Below are 15,783 nucleotides of genomic sequence, written 5' to 3' on the forward strand. Positions count from 1 at the left end.
CCCGCCCGGCCGGGCATCGACGTCGCGATCATGCTGGTACTCGTCCACGAGCAGGTCGCCGCGGGCATGCACGACGCCGACTTCCTGCAGCCGTGCACCGTCGGCCGGGACCGGTTCGACGCCCACCTGCTCGGCCGCACCGACGGCGTGCCCAAGACCCCCGGGTGGGCGGCGCGGATCAGCGGGCTGCCCGTACGGGACACGGCAACGCGAACGTCCTGACCCGCCACGTCGGCACGTCGGGGCTCGCGCAGGGCCCGAGCACCCACACCTGCCTGGTCCCGATCGAGCCCTACGACGGGGTCCCGCCGCGGGTCACCGCCTTCGACCCGCTCCGCACCGCACCCGACGGCTGAGCTCCCGCCGACCTGTCCGGGCGCGCCCGGTGCCGGCCCGCCGCGGGGGCTACGGTGCCGCGATGCGGGTTCTGGTCACGGGTGGGGCGGGATTCATCGGGTCGCACGTCGCGGATCTGCTTGCGGCGCAAGGCCACCAGCTGGTCGTGCTCGACGCGCTGCTGCCCCAGGCGCACGGCGCGGACGTCCCGGGGTGGACCGCGGAGCACGAGTTCGTCCGTGGCGACGTCCGCGACCCGCAGGTCCTGCAGCGCCTGCTGCCCGGTGTCGACGCCGTGTGTCACCAGGCGGCGATGGTCGGGCACGGCGTCGACCCCTTCGACGCCCCGGACTTCACGACGCACAACGACCTCGGTACCGCCGTGCTGCTCGCCGAGATGCACCGGGCCGGGATCGGCCGCCTGGTCCTGGCGGGGTCGATGGTCGTCTACGGAGAGGGCCGCTACGACTGCGCCGAGCACGGCGTCGTCCGACCCGGACCGCGCACGCAGCGCGACGTCGACGCCGGGGTGTTCGAGCCGCGCTGCCCGCGGTGCGGGCGGGAGCTCACCTCCGGGCTGGTTCCCGAGGACGCACCGCTCGACCCGCGCAGCACCTACGCTGCGACGAAGCTCGCCCAGGAGCACCTGGCGAGCGCCTGGGCCCGGCAGACGGGCGGGTCGGTGTGGTCGCTGCGCTACCACAACGTCTACGGCGCCCGGATGCCGTTCGGGACCCCGTACGCGGGGGTGGCGTCGATCTTCCGGTCGTCGCTGGAGCGGGGCGAGGCACCACGGGTGATGGAGGACGGCCGGCAGCGACGCGACTTCGTGCACGTCAGCGACGTCGCCGCCGCGAACCTCGCCGCGCTGACCACCCCCGTCGACGGGTTCGCGGCGGCCAACGTCTGTTCCGGCGAGCCGCACACGGTCGGTGACCTGGCCTCGGAGCTGGCGCGGGCGATGGGCGGGCCGGCGCCGGAGGTGGTCGGCGGGGCGCGGCCCGGGGACGTGCGCCACGTCGTCGCCGACCCGGCCTTCGCCCGCGAGCGCCTCGGGTTCGCGGCGCGGACGTCGTTCGCCGACGGGGTGGCGGCGTTCGCCACCGACCCGCTGCGCTCCCCGATCGGGTGACCGGCGGGGACGTCATCGATCGGTAAGCACACGACATCGATCCGCTCGGCCCTCCGGGATCGAAGATCGGTGTGTGTACCGTCCTGAGATCGTCCTGCCCTGTCTCGACGAGGCGGAGGCGCTGCCGGGAGTCCTGGCAGCGCTGCCACCGGGCTGGCCCGTGCTCGTGGTCGACAACGGATCGGTCGACGACACCGCGGACGTCGCGCGGGCACACGGCGCGCGGGTGGTCGTCGAGCCGCGCCGCGGGTACGGCGCCGCCGTCCACACCGGCCTGGACAACGCCGAGGCCGAACTGGTCGCGTTCCTCGACGGGGACGGCTCGCTCGACGCGGGCGCCCTGCCCGACATGGCCGAGACGGTCGGGTCGGGCCGGGCCGACCTGGCCGTCGGGCGACGGGTCCCCGAGCGCGGCAGCTGGCCGTGGCATGCCCGCGCGGGCAACGCGCTGATCGCGGCCGAGCTGCGGCGGCGCGGCGTGCCCGTGCACGACATCGCCCCGATCCGGGTCGCCCGCCGCGAGGCGCTGCTGGAGCTGGGCATCACCGACCGCGCGTTCGGATATCCGCTCGAGCTGCTGCTGCGGGCGGGGTCGGCGGGCTGGCGGATCGACGAGCGCCCGGTCCGGTACTCGCGGCGCGCGGGCGGGCGGTCGAAGGTCTCCGGCTCGGTGACCGGGACCGCGCGGGCGGTGCGGGACATGGCAGGGCTGCTGCGGTGAGGGCGGCGTCGGCGGAAGGACAGCAGCGGTGAGGGCGATGCTGATCGTGCTGGCGAAGTCGCCCGTGCCGGGACGGGTGAAGACGCGGCTGTGCCCGCCGGCGACGCCCGCCGAGGCCGCCGAGGTCGCCGCCGCCGCGCTGCTCGACACCCTCGACGCGACGGCGGCGGTGCCCGGAACGCGGACGGTGGTGGCGTTCACCGGCGACGTGGACGCGGCGGTGCACGGGCCCGAGGTCGGCGCGGCGCTCGCCCGGGTCGATGTGGTCGCCCAGCGCGGGCCGGACCTGGGCTCGCGGATCGCAGCCGCGCACGCCGACGCCGCGGCCCTCCGCCCCGGTGTCGCGTCGCTGCAGATCGGGATGGACACCCCGCAGGTCGACCCCACCCTGCTCACGCGCTGCCTGGACGCGCTCGACCGCCCCGGGACCGACGCCGTCCTCGGGCTCGCCTCCGACGGCGGCTGGTGGGCGCTCGGGCTGCACGACCCCGCGTCCGCGGCAGCGATCGCCGAGGTGCCGACGTCACGGTCCGACACCGGGGTGCGGACGCTGGAGGCGCTGCGCCGCAGTGGGTTGCGTGTCGCTCTCCTGCCGAAGCTGACCGACGTGGACACTGCCGCCGACGCGCGCGCCGTCGCCGCGACGGTGCCGGGTTCGCGGTTCGCGGCGGCCGTCGAGTCGATCGCCGCGTTCGCCGGGGTCGCGTCGTGACCGCGGCCGTCGACGAACCCTTCGACGCGCTACTGGCCGGCCGCGCCGGGCACCTGCACCGCGACGACGGCGTCGTCGTCCCGATGGACGCGGGCCGCTGGCGCGCCACGGCCGGACCGGCGGACACCTGGGTGCTGGACCGGTGCTCGGGACCGGTCGTCGACCTCGGCTGCGGACCAGGACGGCTGGTCGCGGCACTCGCCGACCGCGGGGTCACCGCGCTGGGCGTGGACACCTCCCCCGTGGCCCGCACACTGTGCCGGCGCCGCGGGGCCCCGATGGTCCGGCGCAATGTCTTCGACCCCCTCCCGGGCGAGGGGACGTGGGCGCACGTGCTGCTCGTCGACGGCAACATCGGCATCGGTGGTGACCCGGTGCGGTTGCTGGGCCGGGCGGTGGCGCTGCTCGCGCCGGGTGGGACGGTGCTCGTCGAGACGGGACCGCAGCCGGGTGAGTGGTGGTGCGGGACCGTGCGGACCTGCGCCGACGGGACGCTGGGCGAGCCGGTGCCGTGGGCGTGCGTCGGCGCCGCGGCGCTGCACGCGCACGCACCGGGCGCGGGGCTGCGGGTGAGCGAGGTCGCCCGCGCGGGCGGCCGGTGTTTCACCGAGCTGGTCGCGGTGTGAGCGGGTCAGGCCCGCAGCGCGGCACGCGGTGCCATCGCGTGCGGAAGTGCCAGCTCGAACACGCAGCCCGGGCCCCGGTTGCGGACCCCGATGGTGCCGCCGTGCGCCTCGGCGAACGCGCGTGCGATCGCCAGCCCGAGACCCGCCCCGGGCCCCTCGCCGGGGGTGCGGGCGCCACCGCCGCCGCGGAACCCGACGGTGAACAGCCGCGGCAGGTCCTCCTCGGCGATGCCGCCGCAGCCGTCCTGGACCCGCAGCCAGGCGTGGTCGTCGCGCAACCCGGCGGTGAGCTCGATGCGTCCGCCGGCCGGGGTGTGGCGCACGGCGTTGGCCAGCAGGTTGCGCACGGTCCGGGTCAGCTCGGAGTCGCTGCCGCGCACCACCGGCCACACCTGTGGCGAGTCCGCGACGATCTCGATTCCCGCCGCCGTTGCCGCCGGACCTTCGGCGGCCACTGCGTCGGACACGACCTCGCCCAGTGCCAGGGGCACCAGCGACAGGTTCAGCGCCGCCGACGTCGCCCGCGACAGCTGGAACAGGTCCTCGACCATGGCGGCCATGCGGTCGGACTCGCGGCGGATGCGCGCCAGGTAGTCGGCGACGTCGGCGGGCTCGGCGACGATGCCGTCGGCGAGCGCATCGGTCATACCGCGGATGCCGGCCAGCGGCGAGCGCAGGTCGTGGCTCATCCACGCGACGAGCTCACGGCGGGCCGCCTCGGCGTCACGGACCGCCTCGAGCTCCGCGACGTCTGCCTCTCGCTGCCACGTCGCCTCACGGGCGAAGCGGCGCCCCAGCCACCACGCGACCGGCACCGTGACGACGCCGACGACGCCGCACACCGCGATCGTCCCGACCAGCTGCGGGGTGTACATCAGCCCGCTGACCCCGACGACGCCGCCGAGTGCTGCGGCCAGCGGCACGAGCCCGAGAGTGACCATCGCGGCGGTGATCGACCTGCGCCGCATGACGTGCAGCAGCACCCCGCCGACCACGGCGACGGGCAGCGCGAACAGCAGTGCGAGCGGGACGGCGTGCGCGAGGTCGGTCAGCACGGCTCAGTCCCCCGTTCCCGCCGGCGTTCCCGTCGGCTCGGCGTCGTAGCGGTAGCCGGTGCCCCAGATCGTGGCGATCCGGCGCGGGGCCGTCGGGTCCTGCTCGATCTTCTCCCGCAGCCGACGCACGTGGACGGTGACGGTCGAGCGGTCACCGAACTCCCAGCCCCACACCCGCGACAGCAGCTCCTCGCGGGTGAACGCCTGGCCGGGGTGCGCGAGCAGGAACGCGAGGAGGTCGAACTCGCGGGTCGTCAGTGCGAGCACCCGGTCGCGCAGCGTGGCGACGCGGGCGGCCGGGTCGAGGCGCAGCCCACCGTCGGTCAGCACCGGCGACCCCGGCTGCGCGGCGGTGCGGCGCAGGATCGACGCGACCCGCAGCACCAGCTCGCGCGGGCTGAACGGCTTGGTGACGTAGTCGTCGGCGCCCAGCTCCAGGCCGAGGAGGCGGTCGTCCTCCTCGCCGAGCGCGGTGAGCATGACGATCGGTGGGAGCTCGCCGTCGGCGCGCAGCGCCCGGCACACCTCGAGGCCGCCGAGGCCGGGCAGCATGAGGTCGAGTACGACGACGTCGGGCCGGGTCGCGCGGGCCGCCCGCAACGCGGCGTGCCCGTCGGCGACCAGGGCGACGTCGTGACCCGCGGCGCCGAGGTAGCGGCCGACGACGTCACGGACGGTCTCGTCGTCGTCGACCACCAGGACGTGTGCGCACACGCGGCCCACGCTAGCGCCGGTCGGGGCCGCCGCCGGGTTCCGTCACGGATCGGTAAGGCCGTCTCACGGGATGCTTACCGATCGCCCGGATCCCGGATGCCGACGCGGTGGCGGTCCTAGTGTCGCCGACCATGCGGATCCGTTGGCGCAGCCCGATCCGGGGCCCCTGGTTGACCTCGGTGTTCGGCCTCGTCCTGCTCTGTGCCCTGCCGGTGGTCATCGTGACGGGGCTGCTCGACCGGGTCGCGTACGGGTCCGCCCCGATCCCGGCCGACGTCGGTGGCCTGCACCTGCCGCGCTTCGACTGGCCGACCCGGCCGGCGTGGCTGTTCCGGCTGACGCAGGGCCTGCACGTCGGGCTGGGGATCGTGCTGGTCCCGGTGGTGCTCGCGAAGCTGTGGTCGGTGATCCCGAAGCTGTTCACCCGGCCCGACCGGAACCTGCTGAAGCTGGCCGAGCGGGCCACGCTGGTGCTGCTCGTGGGCGGGATCCTGTTCGAGATCGTCACCGGGCTGCTCAACATCCAGTACGACTACGTGTTCGGGTTCAGCTTCTACGCCGCGCACTACGTCGGGGCGTGGGTGTTCATCGCCGGGTTCGTGCTGCACGTCGCGTTCAAGCTGCCGACGATGGTGCGCAGCCTGCGGTCGCGGTCGCTGCGGACCGAGCTGCGCACCCCGCTCGCCGGGACGGTGCCGGAACCGCCCGACGAGGGCGGCCTCGTCGCGCCCGAGCCGGATCCGCCGACGATGAGCCGCCGCGGCGCGCTCGCCCTCGTCGGCGGCGGAACGCTGCTGCTCGCCGGGCTGACGGTCGGCCAGACCCTCGACGGTCCGCTGCGCTCCACCGCGCTGCTGCTCCCCCGCGGCCGCACCGCGCCGGGCGACTTCCCGGTCAACCGCACCTTCGTCGCCTCCGGCATCTCCCCCGGCGCGGTGGGCGAGAGCTGGCACCTCGACCTCGGCACCGTGCAGCTGACCCGCGACGAGCTGGCCGCACTCCCCCAGCACACCGCCGACCTGCCGATCGCCTGTGTGGAGGGGTGGTCGACGCAGCAGACGTGGAGCGGGGTCCGGTTGCGCGACCTCGCAGCGCTCGCCGGTGTCCCGGAGCCGTCGGGGGCGTCGGTGCGGTCGGTCGAGGAGGGCCCGTTCGCCCAGGCCCCGCTCACCGCCGGCCAGGTGCTGCACCCCGACTCGCTGCTCGCCCTGCGCGTCAACGGGTCCGACCTCACCCGCGACCACGGCTACCCGGCTCGGGTGATCGTCCCGGCGCTGCCCGGGGTGCACTGCACGAAGTGGGTCGCCGCGATCGGGTTCGCCCGATGAGGACCGTCGCCCGCGCCGCGGGGCTCCTCGGCTGCGTCGCCCTCGCCGGGTACGCGGCGACGATCATCCTGCGCGACCCGACGTTGCACCCGTCGATCCCCGGGATGCTGATCTGGTTCGTGGGCGCGCTGCTGCTGCACGACCTCGTGCTCTTCCCGCTCTACGCCGCCGCCGACCGGGCCCTCACGCTGCTGCCCGCGACGCGGGTGCCGCTGGTCAACCACGTCCGGCTGCCGCTGCTCGGCGCGGGGCTGACGTTCCTGGTCTACCTGCCGGGCATCGTCCGGCAGGGCGAGCCGGTCGTCCTCGGGGCGTCGGGGCTCGGCCAGGCGCCGTTCCTCGCCCGCTGGCTGTGGCTCGTGCTGGCGATGACGGCGGTGTCGGCGCTGGTCTGGGTCGTGCGCGTCACCAGACGGTCAGCAGCAGGTGGTTGACGGCGAGCGCCAGCACGGCCTGGGCGACCAGCCACCGCCGGGGATGCGGCAGGGCCCCGCACGCCACGACGGCCCACACGGCGAACGGCAGCCAGATCCGCTCGACCTCGGCCTTCGACATCCCCGACAGGTCGGCCAGCACGATCGCCGTGACCGCGGCAGCGACCAGCCACGCCGCCGCCCGGGGCAGGGACGGTGTGCGGCGCAGGCCCGCGACCGTCGCCGGGCCGAGCGCGAACGCGAGCGCCGCGAGGTTCGCCCACACGAAGTAGCCGTAGGGCCGCGTCGACGCGATGCTCGCGGCGTAGATGACCTTCACGTCCGCGTAGCCGGTGAGCCACCAGAACCCCGCGGCGGTGAAGGCCGCCACCACCGCGGCCACCCCCACCAGCGCGGGCACCAGCAGCCGCCACCGCCGGGTCGCGACGAGCACCGCGAGTGGGAACAGCCCACCCAGCACGAGCCCGTAGGACAGGTACAGGGCGTAGCCCAGGACGACGCCCGCCCCGACGGCGACCGCCGTGCTCCTGGCGTCGCGCCGGGCCGCCGCCACCGCCAGCAGCGCCACGCCCCACGCGAGCCAGCCCGCGAAGAGCCCGTCGGCCGACACCCCCACCCACACCGCGCCGGGGAACAGCACCGAGAACGGCAGCACCCGCCGGGCGAGGTCCTCGTGCCCCAGCGCCCGCAGCGTCACCGCGACCGCGACCGCCACCGACGAGCCGATCGCCATCACGACGACACCCGCCGCGCCCCCGGAGCCGAGCCCGACCCGGTCGAGCACCGTGAACAGCAGGAACGCGCCCGGTGGGTGGCCGCCGACGTGCGTCGTCCAGAACCACGTCTGTGCCGGGTCGACGGCCGTGGTCAGGATGTGGTCGGAGAACACCCGCAGCATCGGGCCGATCCCGCCCAGCTCGGCGACCCGCGGCACGTCGTGCAGGTACTCCTCGCCGCTGGTCAGCCGCTCGACGACACCGCGCTGCCAGCCGTCGACCAGCGCGAGCGAGACCGTCCACGCGAACGCGGCCGCCCAGCCCGCCCACAGCAGCGGGGCCCACCGCATGCGCGCGGCCAGGTCCGGCCCCCGTGTGACGGTCGCGACCGCCACGACGACCGCGGCCGGGGTGCCGGGCCCGACGTGCGGCAGCCACTCCGCCAGCAGCGGCGGCCACACCAGGAAGATGTCGACGCCCTCGGCCAGCAGCCGGCGCCCCACGACGACCGACGCGACCGCGAGCGCGACGACGCCCCCGACGACCAGCAGGTCCGTCCGGAGGCCGGTCCGCTCCCGAATGGCGCGCACGCCGATCACGCTATCGGCCCAGCCGCGCGCTCACCCCGCGCGAACCCTTACGAGGTGCTGACGAGGCGCATATCCTGGCGGATCCTCGCACGTCACACGCCTATCGTCGGTACCGGCCGATCCCACGTGACACCCGAGGCGACCATGCGATCCCCACTGTTCTGCGACGCCGGACCGGCCGCGCGCATCGAGCGCCGAGGCCGGTCTCATCGAGGTCGTCAGCCGCGCCGCGCAGGCGCGGTCCGGGGTGGACGGATTCCTCACCGCGATCGCGGGCGGCACGGCGAGCTTCGCCGGGGTGGACTCGCCGTACACCACGCTGCCCGACACCCGCGCGACGCTGGTCAGGCCGGTGGACCGGGACGGACCCCGGGCAGGCAGGACTCGCACGGGTCCGCCCGCCTGCTCAGCGACCGGGCCGCGGGGAACGTGTGCGGGAACCGGCTGCGCGGCAGTCCGCACAGGGTCCGCGTGGCGTCGTCGCCGGCGGCGAGGTGGGTCTGTCCGCCGGCGTGCCTCGTCAGGTCGGGCTTGCCCGCATACAGCCGCCCTGCCCGCATGCCCGGGTAGTCCGACCACACGTAGGTCTCGGCGACGACGACGTTCTCCCCGTGCACAACGGTCCCCTCGTCGTCGGCAGCCCGAAGCGTAGCGGCCCCGCGAGACCGACTCCGACGCGCCGACGCCCCCAGCCGGACCGCGGTGTCGGGTCAGGGACCCGACCGCGTGGGCAGGGTGAGGATCTCCGCGCCGTCGTCGGTGATGGCGATCGTGTGCTCACTGTGGGCGGTGCGGCAGCCGGTGGCGCTGCGCAGCGTCCAGCCGTCGGCGTCGGTGACGAGCTCGGCGGTGTCGGCCATGATCCACGGCTCCAGCGCCAGCAACAGGCCGGGGCGCAGCTTGTACCCGCGCCCGGCCCGGCCCTTGTTGGGGATGTGCGGGTCCTGGTGCATCGTCGAGCCGACGCCGTGCCCGCCGAACTCGGTGCTGACCGGGTAGCCCTCCGCCTCGAGGACCGTGCCGATGGCGTGGGAGAGGTCGCCGATGCGGGCCCCGGGCGCGGCCGCGGCGATCCCCGCGCCCAGCGCCCGCTCGGTCGCGCGGATCATCGCGATGCTGCCCGGCGGAGTCGTGTCGCCCACGACGAAGCTGACCGCCGAGTCCGCGACGACCCCATCGAGCGACACGGCCAGGTCGAGCGTCACCAGGTCGCCGTCGGCCAGCGTGTGGTCGTAGGGCTTGCCGTGGAGCACCGCGTCGTTGACCGACGTGCAGATGTAGTGCCCGAAGGGCCCGCGCCCGAAGGACGGCTCGTAGTCGACGTAGCAGGACTGCGCGCCGGCGTCGACGATCATCGACCGGGCCCAGCCGTCGATGTCGAGCAGGTTGGTACCGACCTCGCTGCGACTCCTCGTCGCCTGCAGGATGTCGGCGACGAGCGCGCCGGCCCGCCTGGCCCGGGGCAGGTCGGCAGGATTCAGGATCTCGATCAATGCAACACCCAACTCGGTGTACCAATAAGTATCCCGGCCATACTATCCCGGTACTACTATCGGCGTCATGGTCAGGTTGCCGCTCACCCCCGCCGAGGTCGAGCGTGGGCAACGCCTCGGCACACTCCTGCGCCGTGCACGCGGCCGACGATCGATGCTCGAGACCGCGCTCGACGCCGGAGTCTCCCCGGAGACGCTGCGCAAGATCGAGTCCGGGCGCGTCGCCACCCCCGCGTTCCCGACCATCGCCGCGATCGCCGACGTCCTGGGCCTCTCCCTCGACGAGGTGTGGTCGGAGATCAGCCGTGCCGGAGACCGCCGCCGGTCACGCGCGGTCACCGCAGACCACCCGTGAACGGCGGGCCCCGCCCGACACGCCGAGGCCGGTCGCGAGGTATGTGACCGGAACCACCCGGGCGGGTGGTTCCGCGCTCCTCGGCCGGATCGAGGTCGTTGAACTGGGCAGGGATGGGCGGCGTCCTGATGCCCCGGCGATGCCGCCCATCCGTTCGTCCTCCGGTGCCTGTCGGTTCGACGGCGCGAGGGTCACGCCTCGAGGCATGGCTCGGCCGACAGATGCACGCGGCGGTACTCCCCCGCGCCGGCTGACCACCGGGACCGGACCGGATGCCGGTCCGGCAGTCCCGCTTGTGCGCTCACGCATCCGGGACCTCGCCCGGGGGCCGTGGCGACGACCACCGACGGTCGTCGCCACGCACGGTCTCACCTCTCGTAGACGGCGGTGATCCGCGCCCGCGCCAGCGTGTGGGTGAACAGCATGAACCCGAGGAACGCGGGGGTCGCACCCGTCGGGATGCCCAGCGTCGCGACGTCGACGGCGTGCACGACGAAGTGGTAGCTGTGCACCCCATGGCCCTCCGGCGGGGCGGCGCCGAGGTAGCGGCGCAGCCCCGCGTCGTTGGGCAGGGTGATCGCGCCCTGCGGCAGGCCCGCGCCGTCGGGGTCACCGGCACCGGCGGGCAGCCCGATGGTGTCCGCGGGCAGGTCGGCGACGGCCCAGTGCCAGAACCCGCTGCCCGTCGGGGCGACCGGGTCGTAGCAGGTGACGGCGAAGCTGCGGGTGGCCGTCGGGAAGTCGCGCCAGGTCAGCTGCGGCGAGCGGTCCTGGCCGCCCGCGCCGAAGATGCCGCTGACCTGCGGACTCGCCAGCGGGACGCCGTCGGCGACGTCGGTGCTGCTCAGGGTGAACGCCGGCAGGTCCGGCAGGAACGAGTAGGGGTCGGGTGGTGCGGCCGTTGCGGTGGTCATGTGTGCCTCCGATCGGTCAGGCGAGCGTCGCGGCGAGCTCGGTGGCGATGTAGTCGGCCTGCCGGATGGCGAGCGCGACGATGGTGAGCGTCGGGTTCGCCGCCGCGCCGGTGGTGAAGACGCTGCCGTCGGTGACGAACAGGTTCGGCACGTCATGGGCGCGGCCGAACCGGTCGACGACGCCCTCCCCCGGCCGCCGGCTCATCCGGCAGGAGCCGAGGTTGTGCGTCGACGGGTACGGCGGGGTCTCGATGGTCCGCGACGCCCCGACCGCCTCGTAGACCGCGGCCCCCTGCCGGAGCCCGTGCGCACGCATCGCGACGTCGTTGGCGTGGTCGTCGACGTGCACGTTGGCCACCGGCAGCCCGTACTGGTCGACGGTGTCGCCGCTGAGGGTGATCCGGTTGGTCTCCTGTGGCATGTCCTCACCGACGATCCACATGCCGGCGGTGTTGAGGTAGCCGTCGACGATCTCGGTGAGGTTCGGACCCCACGCTCCGGGGGCGACGAATTTCGCGAAGAACGCGGGCCCGAGGGCGATCGTCTCCATGTAGTAGCCGCCGGCGAAACCGCGGTCGGTGTCGAGCCGCGACTCGTCGGCGATGACTCCCGCCATCGTCTCGCCGCGGTACATCCGGACCGGCTTGTCGAACTGCCCCCACACCGTTCCGGTGGTGTGGCGCATGTAGTTGCGGCCCACCTGGCCCGAGGAGTTCGCGAGACCGTCGGGGAACTGCGCCGACGCCGAGAGCAGCAGCAGCCGGGGCGTCTCGATCGAGTTGCCGGCGATGCACACGACGGCGGCGCGCTGGCGGCGCAGGGTGCCGTTGCGGTCGACGTAGAGCACACCGGTGGCTCGGCCGCTCGCGTCGTGCAGGATCTGCGCGACGTGGCTGTCGGGGCGCAGGTCGAGGTTGCCGGTCTTCTCGGCCTTGGGCAGCTCGGCGACCAGCGTCGACCACTTCGAGCCGTTCTTGTCACCCTGGAAGTTGAAGCCGTCCTGGATCGAGGCGGGGCGGCCGTCGTAGGGCTCGGCGTTGGTCGCGTACGGCCCGGTGGCGTACTTGCGGTAGCCGACCTTCTCCGCGCCGTTGGCGAACACCTTGTAGTTGTTGTTGGCCGGCAACGGGGGCCGGCCGTGGCGGTGGGTGACCCCCATCTTGATCTCGGCCTTGTCGTAGTACGGCTCGAGCTCGGTCAGGTCGATCGGCCAGTCCAGCAGGTTCGCGCCGTCGATGTCGCCGTAGGTGGTGCGGGCGGCGAACTCGTGGGGCTTGAACCGTGGGCAGGCACCCGCCCAGTGCGTCGTGGTACCGCCGACGGCCTTCACGATCCACGCCGGCAGGTTCGGGAAGTCCTTCGCCACGCGCCAGCTGCCCGACGTCGTCCGCGGGTCGGTCCAGGCCATCTGGCCGAAGGCCTGCCACTCGTCCTGGTGGTAGTCCTCGCCGGTCAGGTGCGGTCCGGCCTCGAGCACCACGACCTTGATGCCACGCCGGCACAGCTCGTTGGCGACCGTTCCGCCACCGGCTCCGGAACCGACGACGACCACCACGTCGGAGTCGTCGTAGTCGAATCGGGTCATGACTACGCCACCTCGTTGTCGATGCTGGGATCGGGGAGCCAGTCCAGATCGTCGAAACCGCGGTCGATGTAACCGCCCTTGTCGAAGGAGGCACCCTCGTAACCGAGGATCTCCCACACCTCGTGGTCGTCGTAGAGCGCGACCACCGCGACGTCGACGATGCCGGTCAGGAACGGGGTGCGGTCGAGACCGCGCAGCACCAGCGCCGCGGTGGCCGCCGGCAGCTCCGAGAAGGGGACCTCGCGCTCCTCGTCGACGTCGCTGAGCCCCTGCACCAGCAGGCCGTGCAGCCGCGGGTCGCCCGCGGCCTTGTCGAGGACCGCCTGCGCGGTCCGCTCGTAGGCGCCGAGCGGGAAATTGTCGTGCGGAAATGCGACCCGCAACAGATCGACGAGCGTGCGCCGCTGTCGGTCGGCTATCAGACCGGTCATGTAACCCATCCTTTCCTGCGTCCGAACTCCACTGTCACAATTCCGGTCGATCATGGCAAGAGGTGAGATTCCGGCTCACCTGAAAACTTGTTTCCCCTGCTCACGCGCACACCGAAGGAGCCCGCGTCGGCGGGCTTTCGTGGTGGGATCAGTGCGTCAGGACGTTTCGAGAACGGCCGAGACGCGTGTTGCCCCGGCCCGCACAGCGTTCTGCAGATCTGTACGCCGAATTGTGAACAACGGCGTCGGTTCCGAGAGTGCGACGGCGCCGACGACCCGGCCGTCCGGTCCCCGCACCGGTGCCGCGACACACGCCAGGTCCGCTCGGAACTCCCCCACCTCGTGGGCCAGACCGGTCCGCGCGACCTGCGCGAGCTCCTGCTCGAGGCGGTCGCTCGACAGCAGGCCGGCCGCGGCCAGGTGCGCGCGGCGTTCGTCGCGGCGCAGCGCCGCGAGCATCACCTTGCCGAAGGCCGTAGCGTGCGACGCCTCGTGCAGTCCGCGGTCGAACTCCCCCGTCCGGACCGCGGCGGGACCGACGGCCTCGGCCACGACGGCCCGCCCCGCCCGGAACACCGCGAAGTACACGGCCGCCCCGGTCCGGCGGTGCAGCTCGCGCAGTGCGGCCCGCACCTCGTCACCGGCGTCGACGGTCTCGCGCAGGCGGCTGAACAGGCCACCGATCTTCCACCCCAGCCCGAAGCCGCGGCCGTGCCCGAGGCTGACCAGGTATCCCTCGTGGACCAAGGTGTTGAGCAGGTGATACGTCGTGCCCAGGGTGTACCCGGCGCGGCGGGCCACGGCCTTCGCGGCGATCCCGTCGCCGGCCGCCGCCACCACCTCCAGGACCCGTAGCGCGCGCTGCGCGGATGCGATGAGCCCAGGCGGCTCGGCCAGCGTGGCCGCCGCGACGCTCATCCGGCGTCCCGGCCATGCGTGCGGATGCCGTACTGGGCGATCCGGCGATAGATCGTCGCCCGGCTGATGCCCAGCTTCGCGGCCGCACCGGCGACCGTCGCGCCCGGCTCGGTGAGGCAGTGCACGATCTCGTCGCGCTCCATCGTCTCCAGCCGCGTGAGCCTGCGGTTCGCGCCGCTGAACACCTCTGCGGCGAGGTGGCGGGCGTCGACGACGTCGCCGCGCGTCGCCGCCTCGCGCACGATCTCGCGCAGCTGCGCGACGTTGCCGGGCCAGTGGAAGCTCGTCAGCGCGCGGGCCGCGGCCGCGGTGAACCGGACCGACCGGCCACGGGCCACCTTGCCGAAGTGGTGGGCCAGCGGGAGCACGTCGTCGGGGCGGTGCCGCAACGCCGGGAGCTCGACGAACGTGTCGAACACCGCCGCCAGCGGGGCCGGGACGCCGCTGTGGCGGCGGGCGGTCAGCGAGAACGGGTGTGCGACCCGCGTCGCGGTCGTCGTGAACAGGTCCGCCAGCTCCGAGGCCGCCCACAGCGGCAGCGAGTCGACGCGCCCCAGGATGACGCCGGTGTTCGCCTTGCCCACCTCGGGGCCCCACAGCGACAGCCACGACTGCGCGTCCTGTGGTTCCGGTGGGCGCGCGGTGAGCACCCGGTCGTACGGACGCAGGGCGCGGTGCGCAGCAGCCAGCAGCGTCGTCTTGCCGACGCCCGTCTCCCCCAGCACCCCGACTGCCCGCCCCTGTGCCAGCGCCGTCTGGACCTCGGCGAGCGCGGTGTTCCACGCGTCCGACAGCTCGGGCAGCGCGACGCCGTCGTCCGCGTGCGGCAGCTGGACCCGGAACACCTCGCCCCGGGCGACCGGGCGCGGGGTCCGGCCCCGGCCGCGCGCCAGCATCAACGCCGCGGTGTTGCCCGCTGCCATCTGTGCGAGCGCCAGCAGCAGGTTGTCCGACTGCTGGGCCCAGGTCGTCAGGTTGACGCTGCCGACGAGCTCGCCGGTCACCGGGTCGGTCACGGGGACCGCCGCGCAGGTGTAGCCCCACAGGCCGGTGCAGTAGTGCTCGTCCGCACGCACCAGCGACGGTGCCCTGTCGGCCAGCGCCAGCCCCAGGCCGGTCGTACCCGCGTCGCGCTCGGCGTAGCCGAAGCCCGGCGCGAGATGGACGGCGTCGAGCGCCCGGACCAACGACCGCTCGGCACAGACCCGGCTGAGCACCAGGCCCTCGGCGTCGGTGAGCATCAGGCTCACCGGCTCGTTGGCCAGCGTGCCGTGCAGGCTGGCCAAGACCTCCTGGCCGCACTCGTAGAACAGCGAGCCCTCGTCGACGCCGCCGGCGAACACCGGGCTGACCGAGTCGAGGGAGATGCCGTAGGTCGCGCTGCGCCGCCACGACTCCGACAGCCGCGACGGGACCGTGGGCGCGCCCGACACCCGCCGCGGCAGGGCGATCTGCTCGCGGTCCGACAGCTCCACCTGCTCGTCCACCCGCCACCCCCGCCTCGACGCGCCGTCGCGTTGTGCCCGACGCGTCGACTGTGACACAGCCGATGTTCCGTGGGTGATGACCGGAGTCTCAGCCTGAGACAGTCCCCGGACCGGGGACGTGCACGTCGCGGCACACGTGGTCGGCGATGCGTCAGGGCTGCGCGGTGCTGAAGTCGACCGTGCCGGCCGTCGACCTCGGTGACGGTGACGGTGACGTCCACCGATCGCGCGACGCC

Annotated in this window: 18 protein-coding genes; 8 read left to right on the forward strand and 10 right to left on the reverse strand. The window is 74.0% G+C overall.

Annotation, left to right across the window (positions count from 1 at the left end; all coding sequences use genetic code 11):
- Nucleotides 1–30: 30 nt before the first annotated feature.
- The 5 genes from TOK_RS04925 to TOK_RS04950 all read left to right on the forward strand — a co-directional run bounded on the left by TOK_RS04925 (nucleotide 31) and on the right by TOK_RS04950 (nucleotide 3,527).
- On the forward strand, nucleotides 31–222 hold the full coding sequence (locus tag TOK_RS04925) for a hypothetical protein (protein ID WP_098956585.1): 192 nt from the start codon (nucleotides 31–33) through the stop codon (nucleotides 220–222).
- A gap of 196 nt (nucleotides 223–418) precedes the next feature.
- Nucleotides 419–1,468, forward strand: coding sequence for an NAD(P)-dependent oxidoreductase (locus TOK_RS04935; protein WP_098956626.1), 1,050 nt, complete (start codon nucleotides 419–421; stop codon nucleotides 1,466–1,468).
- Nucleotides 1,469–1,541: 73 nt separating this feature from the next.
- Entirely contained in the window at nucleotides 1,542–2,189 is a 648-nt protein-coding gene (locus TOK_RS04940) for a glycosyltransferase family 2 protein (RefSeq protein ID WP_098956587.1), read from the forward strand.
- A gap of 37 nt (nucleotides 2,190–2,226) precedes the next feature.
- The gene (locus tag TOK_RS04945; protein WP_374754854.1) at nucleotides 2,227–2,901 is read left to right on the forward strand and encodes a DUF2064 domain-containing protein; all 675 of its coding nucleotides are present in this window, start codon (nucleotides 2,227–2,229) and stop codon (nucleotides 2,899–2,901) included.
- Nucleotides 2,898–3,527, forward strand: coding sequence for a bifunctional 2-polyprenyl-6-hydroxyphenol methylase/3-demethylubiquinol 3-O-methyltransferase UbiG (locus TOK_RS04950; protein ID WP_253258182.1), 630 nt, complete (start codon nucleotides 2,898–2,900; stop codon nucleotides 3,525–3,527). The genes TOK_RS04945 and TOK_RS04950 overlap by 4 nt, the downstream gene beginning before the upstream one ends.
- A gap of 5 nt (nucleotides 3,528–3,532) precedes the next feature.
- Here the strand turns inward: TOK_RS04950 and TOK_RS04955 are convergent, their stop codons facing one another.
- Both TOK_RS04955 and TOK_RS04960 read right to left on the reverse strand, forming a co-directional pair.
- Nucleotides 3,533–4,582 (reverse strand): sensor histidine kinase KdpD, encoded by a 1,050-nt coding sequence (locus tag TOK_RS04955; protein ID WP_098956589.1) that lies wholly within the window; start codon nucleotides 4,580–4,582, stop codon nucleotides 3,533–3,535.
- 3 nt (nucleotides 4,583–4,585) lie between these two features.
- A complete protein-coding gene (locus TOK_RS04960) occupies nucleotides 4,586–5,296 on the reverse strand; it encodes a response regulator transcription factor (RefSeq protein WP_216361855.1) in 711 nt (236 codons plus the stop codon).
- 131 nt (nucleotides 5,297–5,427) lie between these two features.
- On the opposite strand from TOK_RS04960, the gene TOK_RS04965 reads away from it, so the two are divergent.
- Nucleotides 5,428–6,624, forward strand: a complete 1,197-nt coding sequence (locus TOK_RS04965; protein ID WP_098956628.1) for a molybdopterin-dependent oxidoreductase — start codon at nucleotides 5,428–5,430, stop codon at nucleotides 6,622–6,624.
- Entirely contained in the window at nucleotides 6,621–7,058 is a 438-nt protein-coding gene (locus TOK_RS04970) for a hypothetical protein (protein WP_098956591.1), read from the forward strand. Before TOK_RS04965 ends, TOK_RS04970 begins: the two co-directional genes overlap by 4 nt.
- Here the strand turns inward: TOK_RS04970 and TOK_RS04975 are convergent.
- The 3 genes from TOK_RS04975 to map form a co-directional block, all read right to left on the reverse strand.
- Nucleotides 7,030–8,364: a hypothetical protein gene (locus TOK_RS04975; RefSeq protein WP_253258183.1), complete on the reverse strand. Its 1,335-nt coding sequence runs from the start codon at nucleotides 8,362–8,364 to the stop codon at nucleotides 7,030–7,032. The genes TOK_RS04970 and TOK_RS04975 overlap by 29 nt on opposite strands.
- Nucleotides 8,365–8,708: 344 nt before the next feature.
- Nucleotides 8,709–8,981, reverse strand: a complete 273-nt coding sequence (locus TOK_RS04980) for a hypothetical protein (RefSeq protein ID WP_098956592.1) — start codon at nucleotides 8,979–8,981, stop codon at nucleotides 8,709–8,711.
- 93 nt (nucleotides 8,982–9,074) lie between these two features.
- Entirely contained in the window at nucleotides 9,075–9,857 is a 783-nt protein-coding gene (map, locus tag TOK_RS04985) for a type I methionyl aminopeptidase (protein WP_098956593.1), read from the reverse strand.
- A 67-nt stretch (nucleotides 9,858–9,924) separates the two neighbouring features.
- On the opposite strand from map, the gene TOK_RS04990 reads away from it, so the two are divergent.
- The gene (locus TOK_RS04990; RefSeq protein ID WP_098956594.1) at nucleotides 9,925–10,212 is read left to right on the forward strand and encodes a helix-turn-helix transcriptional regulator; all 288 of its coding nucleotides are present in this window, start codon (nucleotides 9,925–9,927) and stop codon (nucleotides 10,210–10,212) included.
- Nucleotides 10,213–10,580: 368 nt separating this feature from the next.
- Here TOK_RS04990 and TOK_RS04995 read toward each other — a convergent pair whose 3' ends face one another.
- From TOK_RS04995 to TOK_RS05015, 5 genes are all read right to left on the reverse strand, one after another.
- Entirely contained in the window at nucleotides 10,581–11,126 is a 546-nt protein-coding gene (locus TOK_RS04995; RefSeq protein ID WP_098956595.1) for a YbhB/YbcL family Raf kinase inhibitor-like protein, read from the reverse strand.
- Nucleotides 11,127–11,142: 16 nt separating this feature from the next.
- Nucleotides 11,143–12,711 (reverse strand): GMC family oxidoreductase, encoded by a 1,569-nt coding sequence (locus TOK_RS05000; protein WP_098956596.1) that lies wholly within the window; start codon nucleotides 12,709–12,711, stop codon nucleotides 11,143–11,145.
- 2 nt (nucleotides 12,712–12,713) lie between these two features.
- Nucleotides 12,714–13,142: a hypothetical protein gene (locus TOK_RS05005; RefSeq protein WP_098956597.1), complete on the reverse strand. Its 429-nt coding sequence runs from the start codon at nucleotides 13,140–13,142 to the stop codon at nucleotides 12,714–12,716.
- A 156-nt stretch (nucleotides 13,143–13,298) separates the two neighbouring features.
- A complete protein-coding gene (locus tag TOK_RS05010; protein ID WP_098956598.1) occupies nucleotides 13,299–14,060 on the reverse strand; it encodes an IclR family transcriptional regulator in 762 nt (253 codons plus the stop codon).
- Nucleotides 14,057–15,547, reverse strand: coding sequence for a GAF domain-containing protein (locus TOK_RS05015; protein WP_253258184.1), 1,491 nt, complete (start codon nucleotides 15,545–15,547; stop codon nucleotides 14,057–14,059). Before TOK_RS05015 ends, TOK_RS05010 begins: the two co-directional genes overlap by 4 nt.
- Between the last annotated feature and the right edge of the window lie 236 nt (nucleotides 15,548–15,783).

The organism is Pseudonocardia sp. N23 (genome assembly GCF_002583555.1).
GTDB lineage: Bacteria > Actinomycetota > Actinomycetes > Mycobacteriales > Pseudonocardiaceae > Pseudonocardia.

What these genes read in the sequence shown, in the direction of transcription:
- TOK_RS04925 (WP_098956585.1), top strand. Translation starts at nt 31, where the DNA reads ATGCTGGTACTCGTCCACGAGCAGGTCGCCGCGGGCATGCACGACGCC.
- TOK_RS04935 (WP_098956626.1), top strand. Translation starts at nt 419, where the DNA reads ATGCGGGTTCTGGTCACGGGTGGGGCGGGATTCATCGGGTCGCACGTC.
- TOK_RS04945 (WP_374754854.1), top strand. Translation starts at nt 2,227, where the DNA reads ATGCTGATCGTGCTGGCGAAGTCGCCCGTGCCGGGACGGGTGAAGACG.
- TOK_RS04965 (WP_098956628.1), top strand. Translation starts at nt 5,428, where the DNA reads ATGCGGATCCGTTGGCGCAGCCCGATCCGGGGCCCCTGGTTGACCTCG.
- TOK_RS04970 (WP_098956591.1), top strand. Translation starts at nt 6,621, where the DNA reads ATGAGGACCGTCGCCCGCGCCGCGGGGCTCCTCGGCTGCGTCGCCCTC.
- TOK_RS04990 (WP_098956594.1), top strand. Translation starts at nt 9,925, where the DNA reads ATGGTCAGGTTGCCGCTCACCCCCGCCGAGGTCGAGCGTGGGCAACGC.
- TOK_RS04995 (WP_098956595.1), bottom strand. Translation starts at nt 11,126, where the DNA reads ATGACCACCGCAACGGCCGCACCACCCGACCCCTACTCGTTCCTGCCG.
- TOK_RS05000 (WP_098956596.1), bottom strand. Translation starts at nt 12,711, where the DNA reads ATGACCCGATTCGACTACGACGACTCCGACGTGGTGGTCGTCGTCGGT.
- TOK_RS05005 (WP_098956597.1), bottom strand. Translation starts at nt 13,142, where the DNA reads ATGACCGGTCTGATAGCCGACCGACAGCGGCGCACGCTCGTCGATCTG.
- TOK_RS05010 (WP_098956598.1), bottom strand. Translation starts at nt 14,060, where the DNA reads ATGAGCGTCGCGGCGGCCACGCTGGCCGAGCCGCCTGGGCTCATCGCA.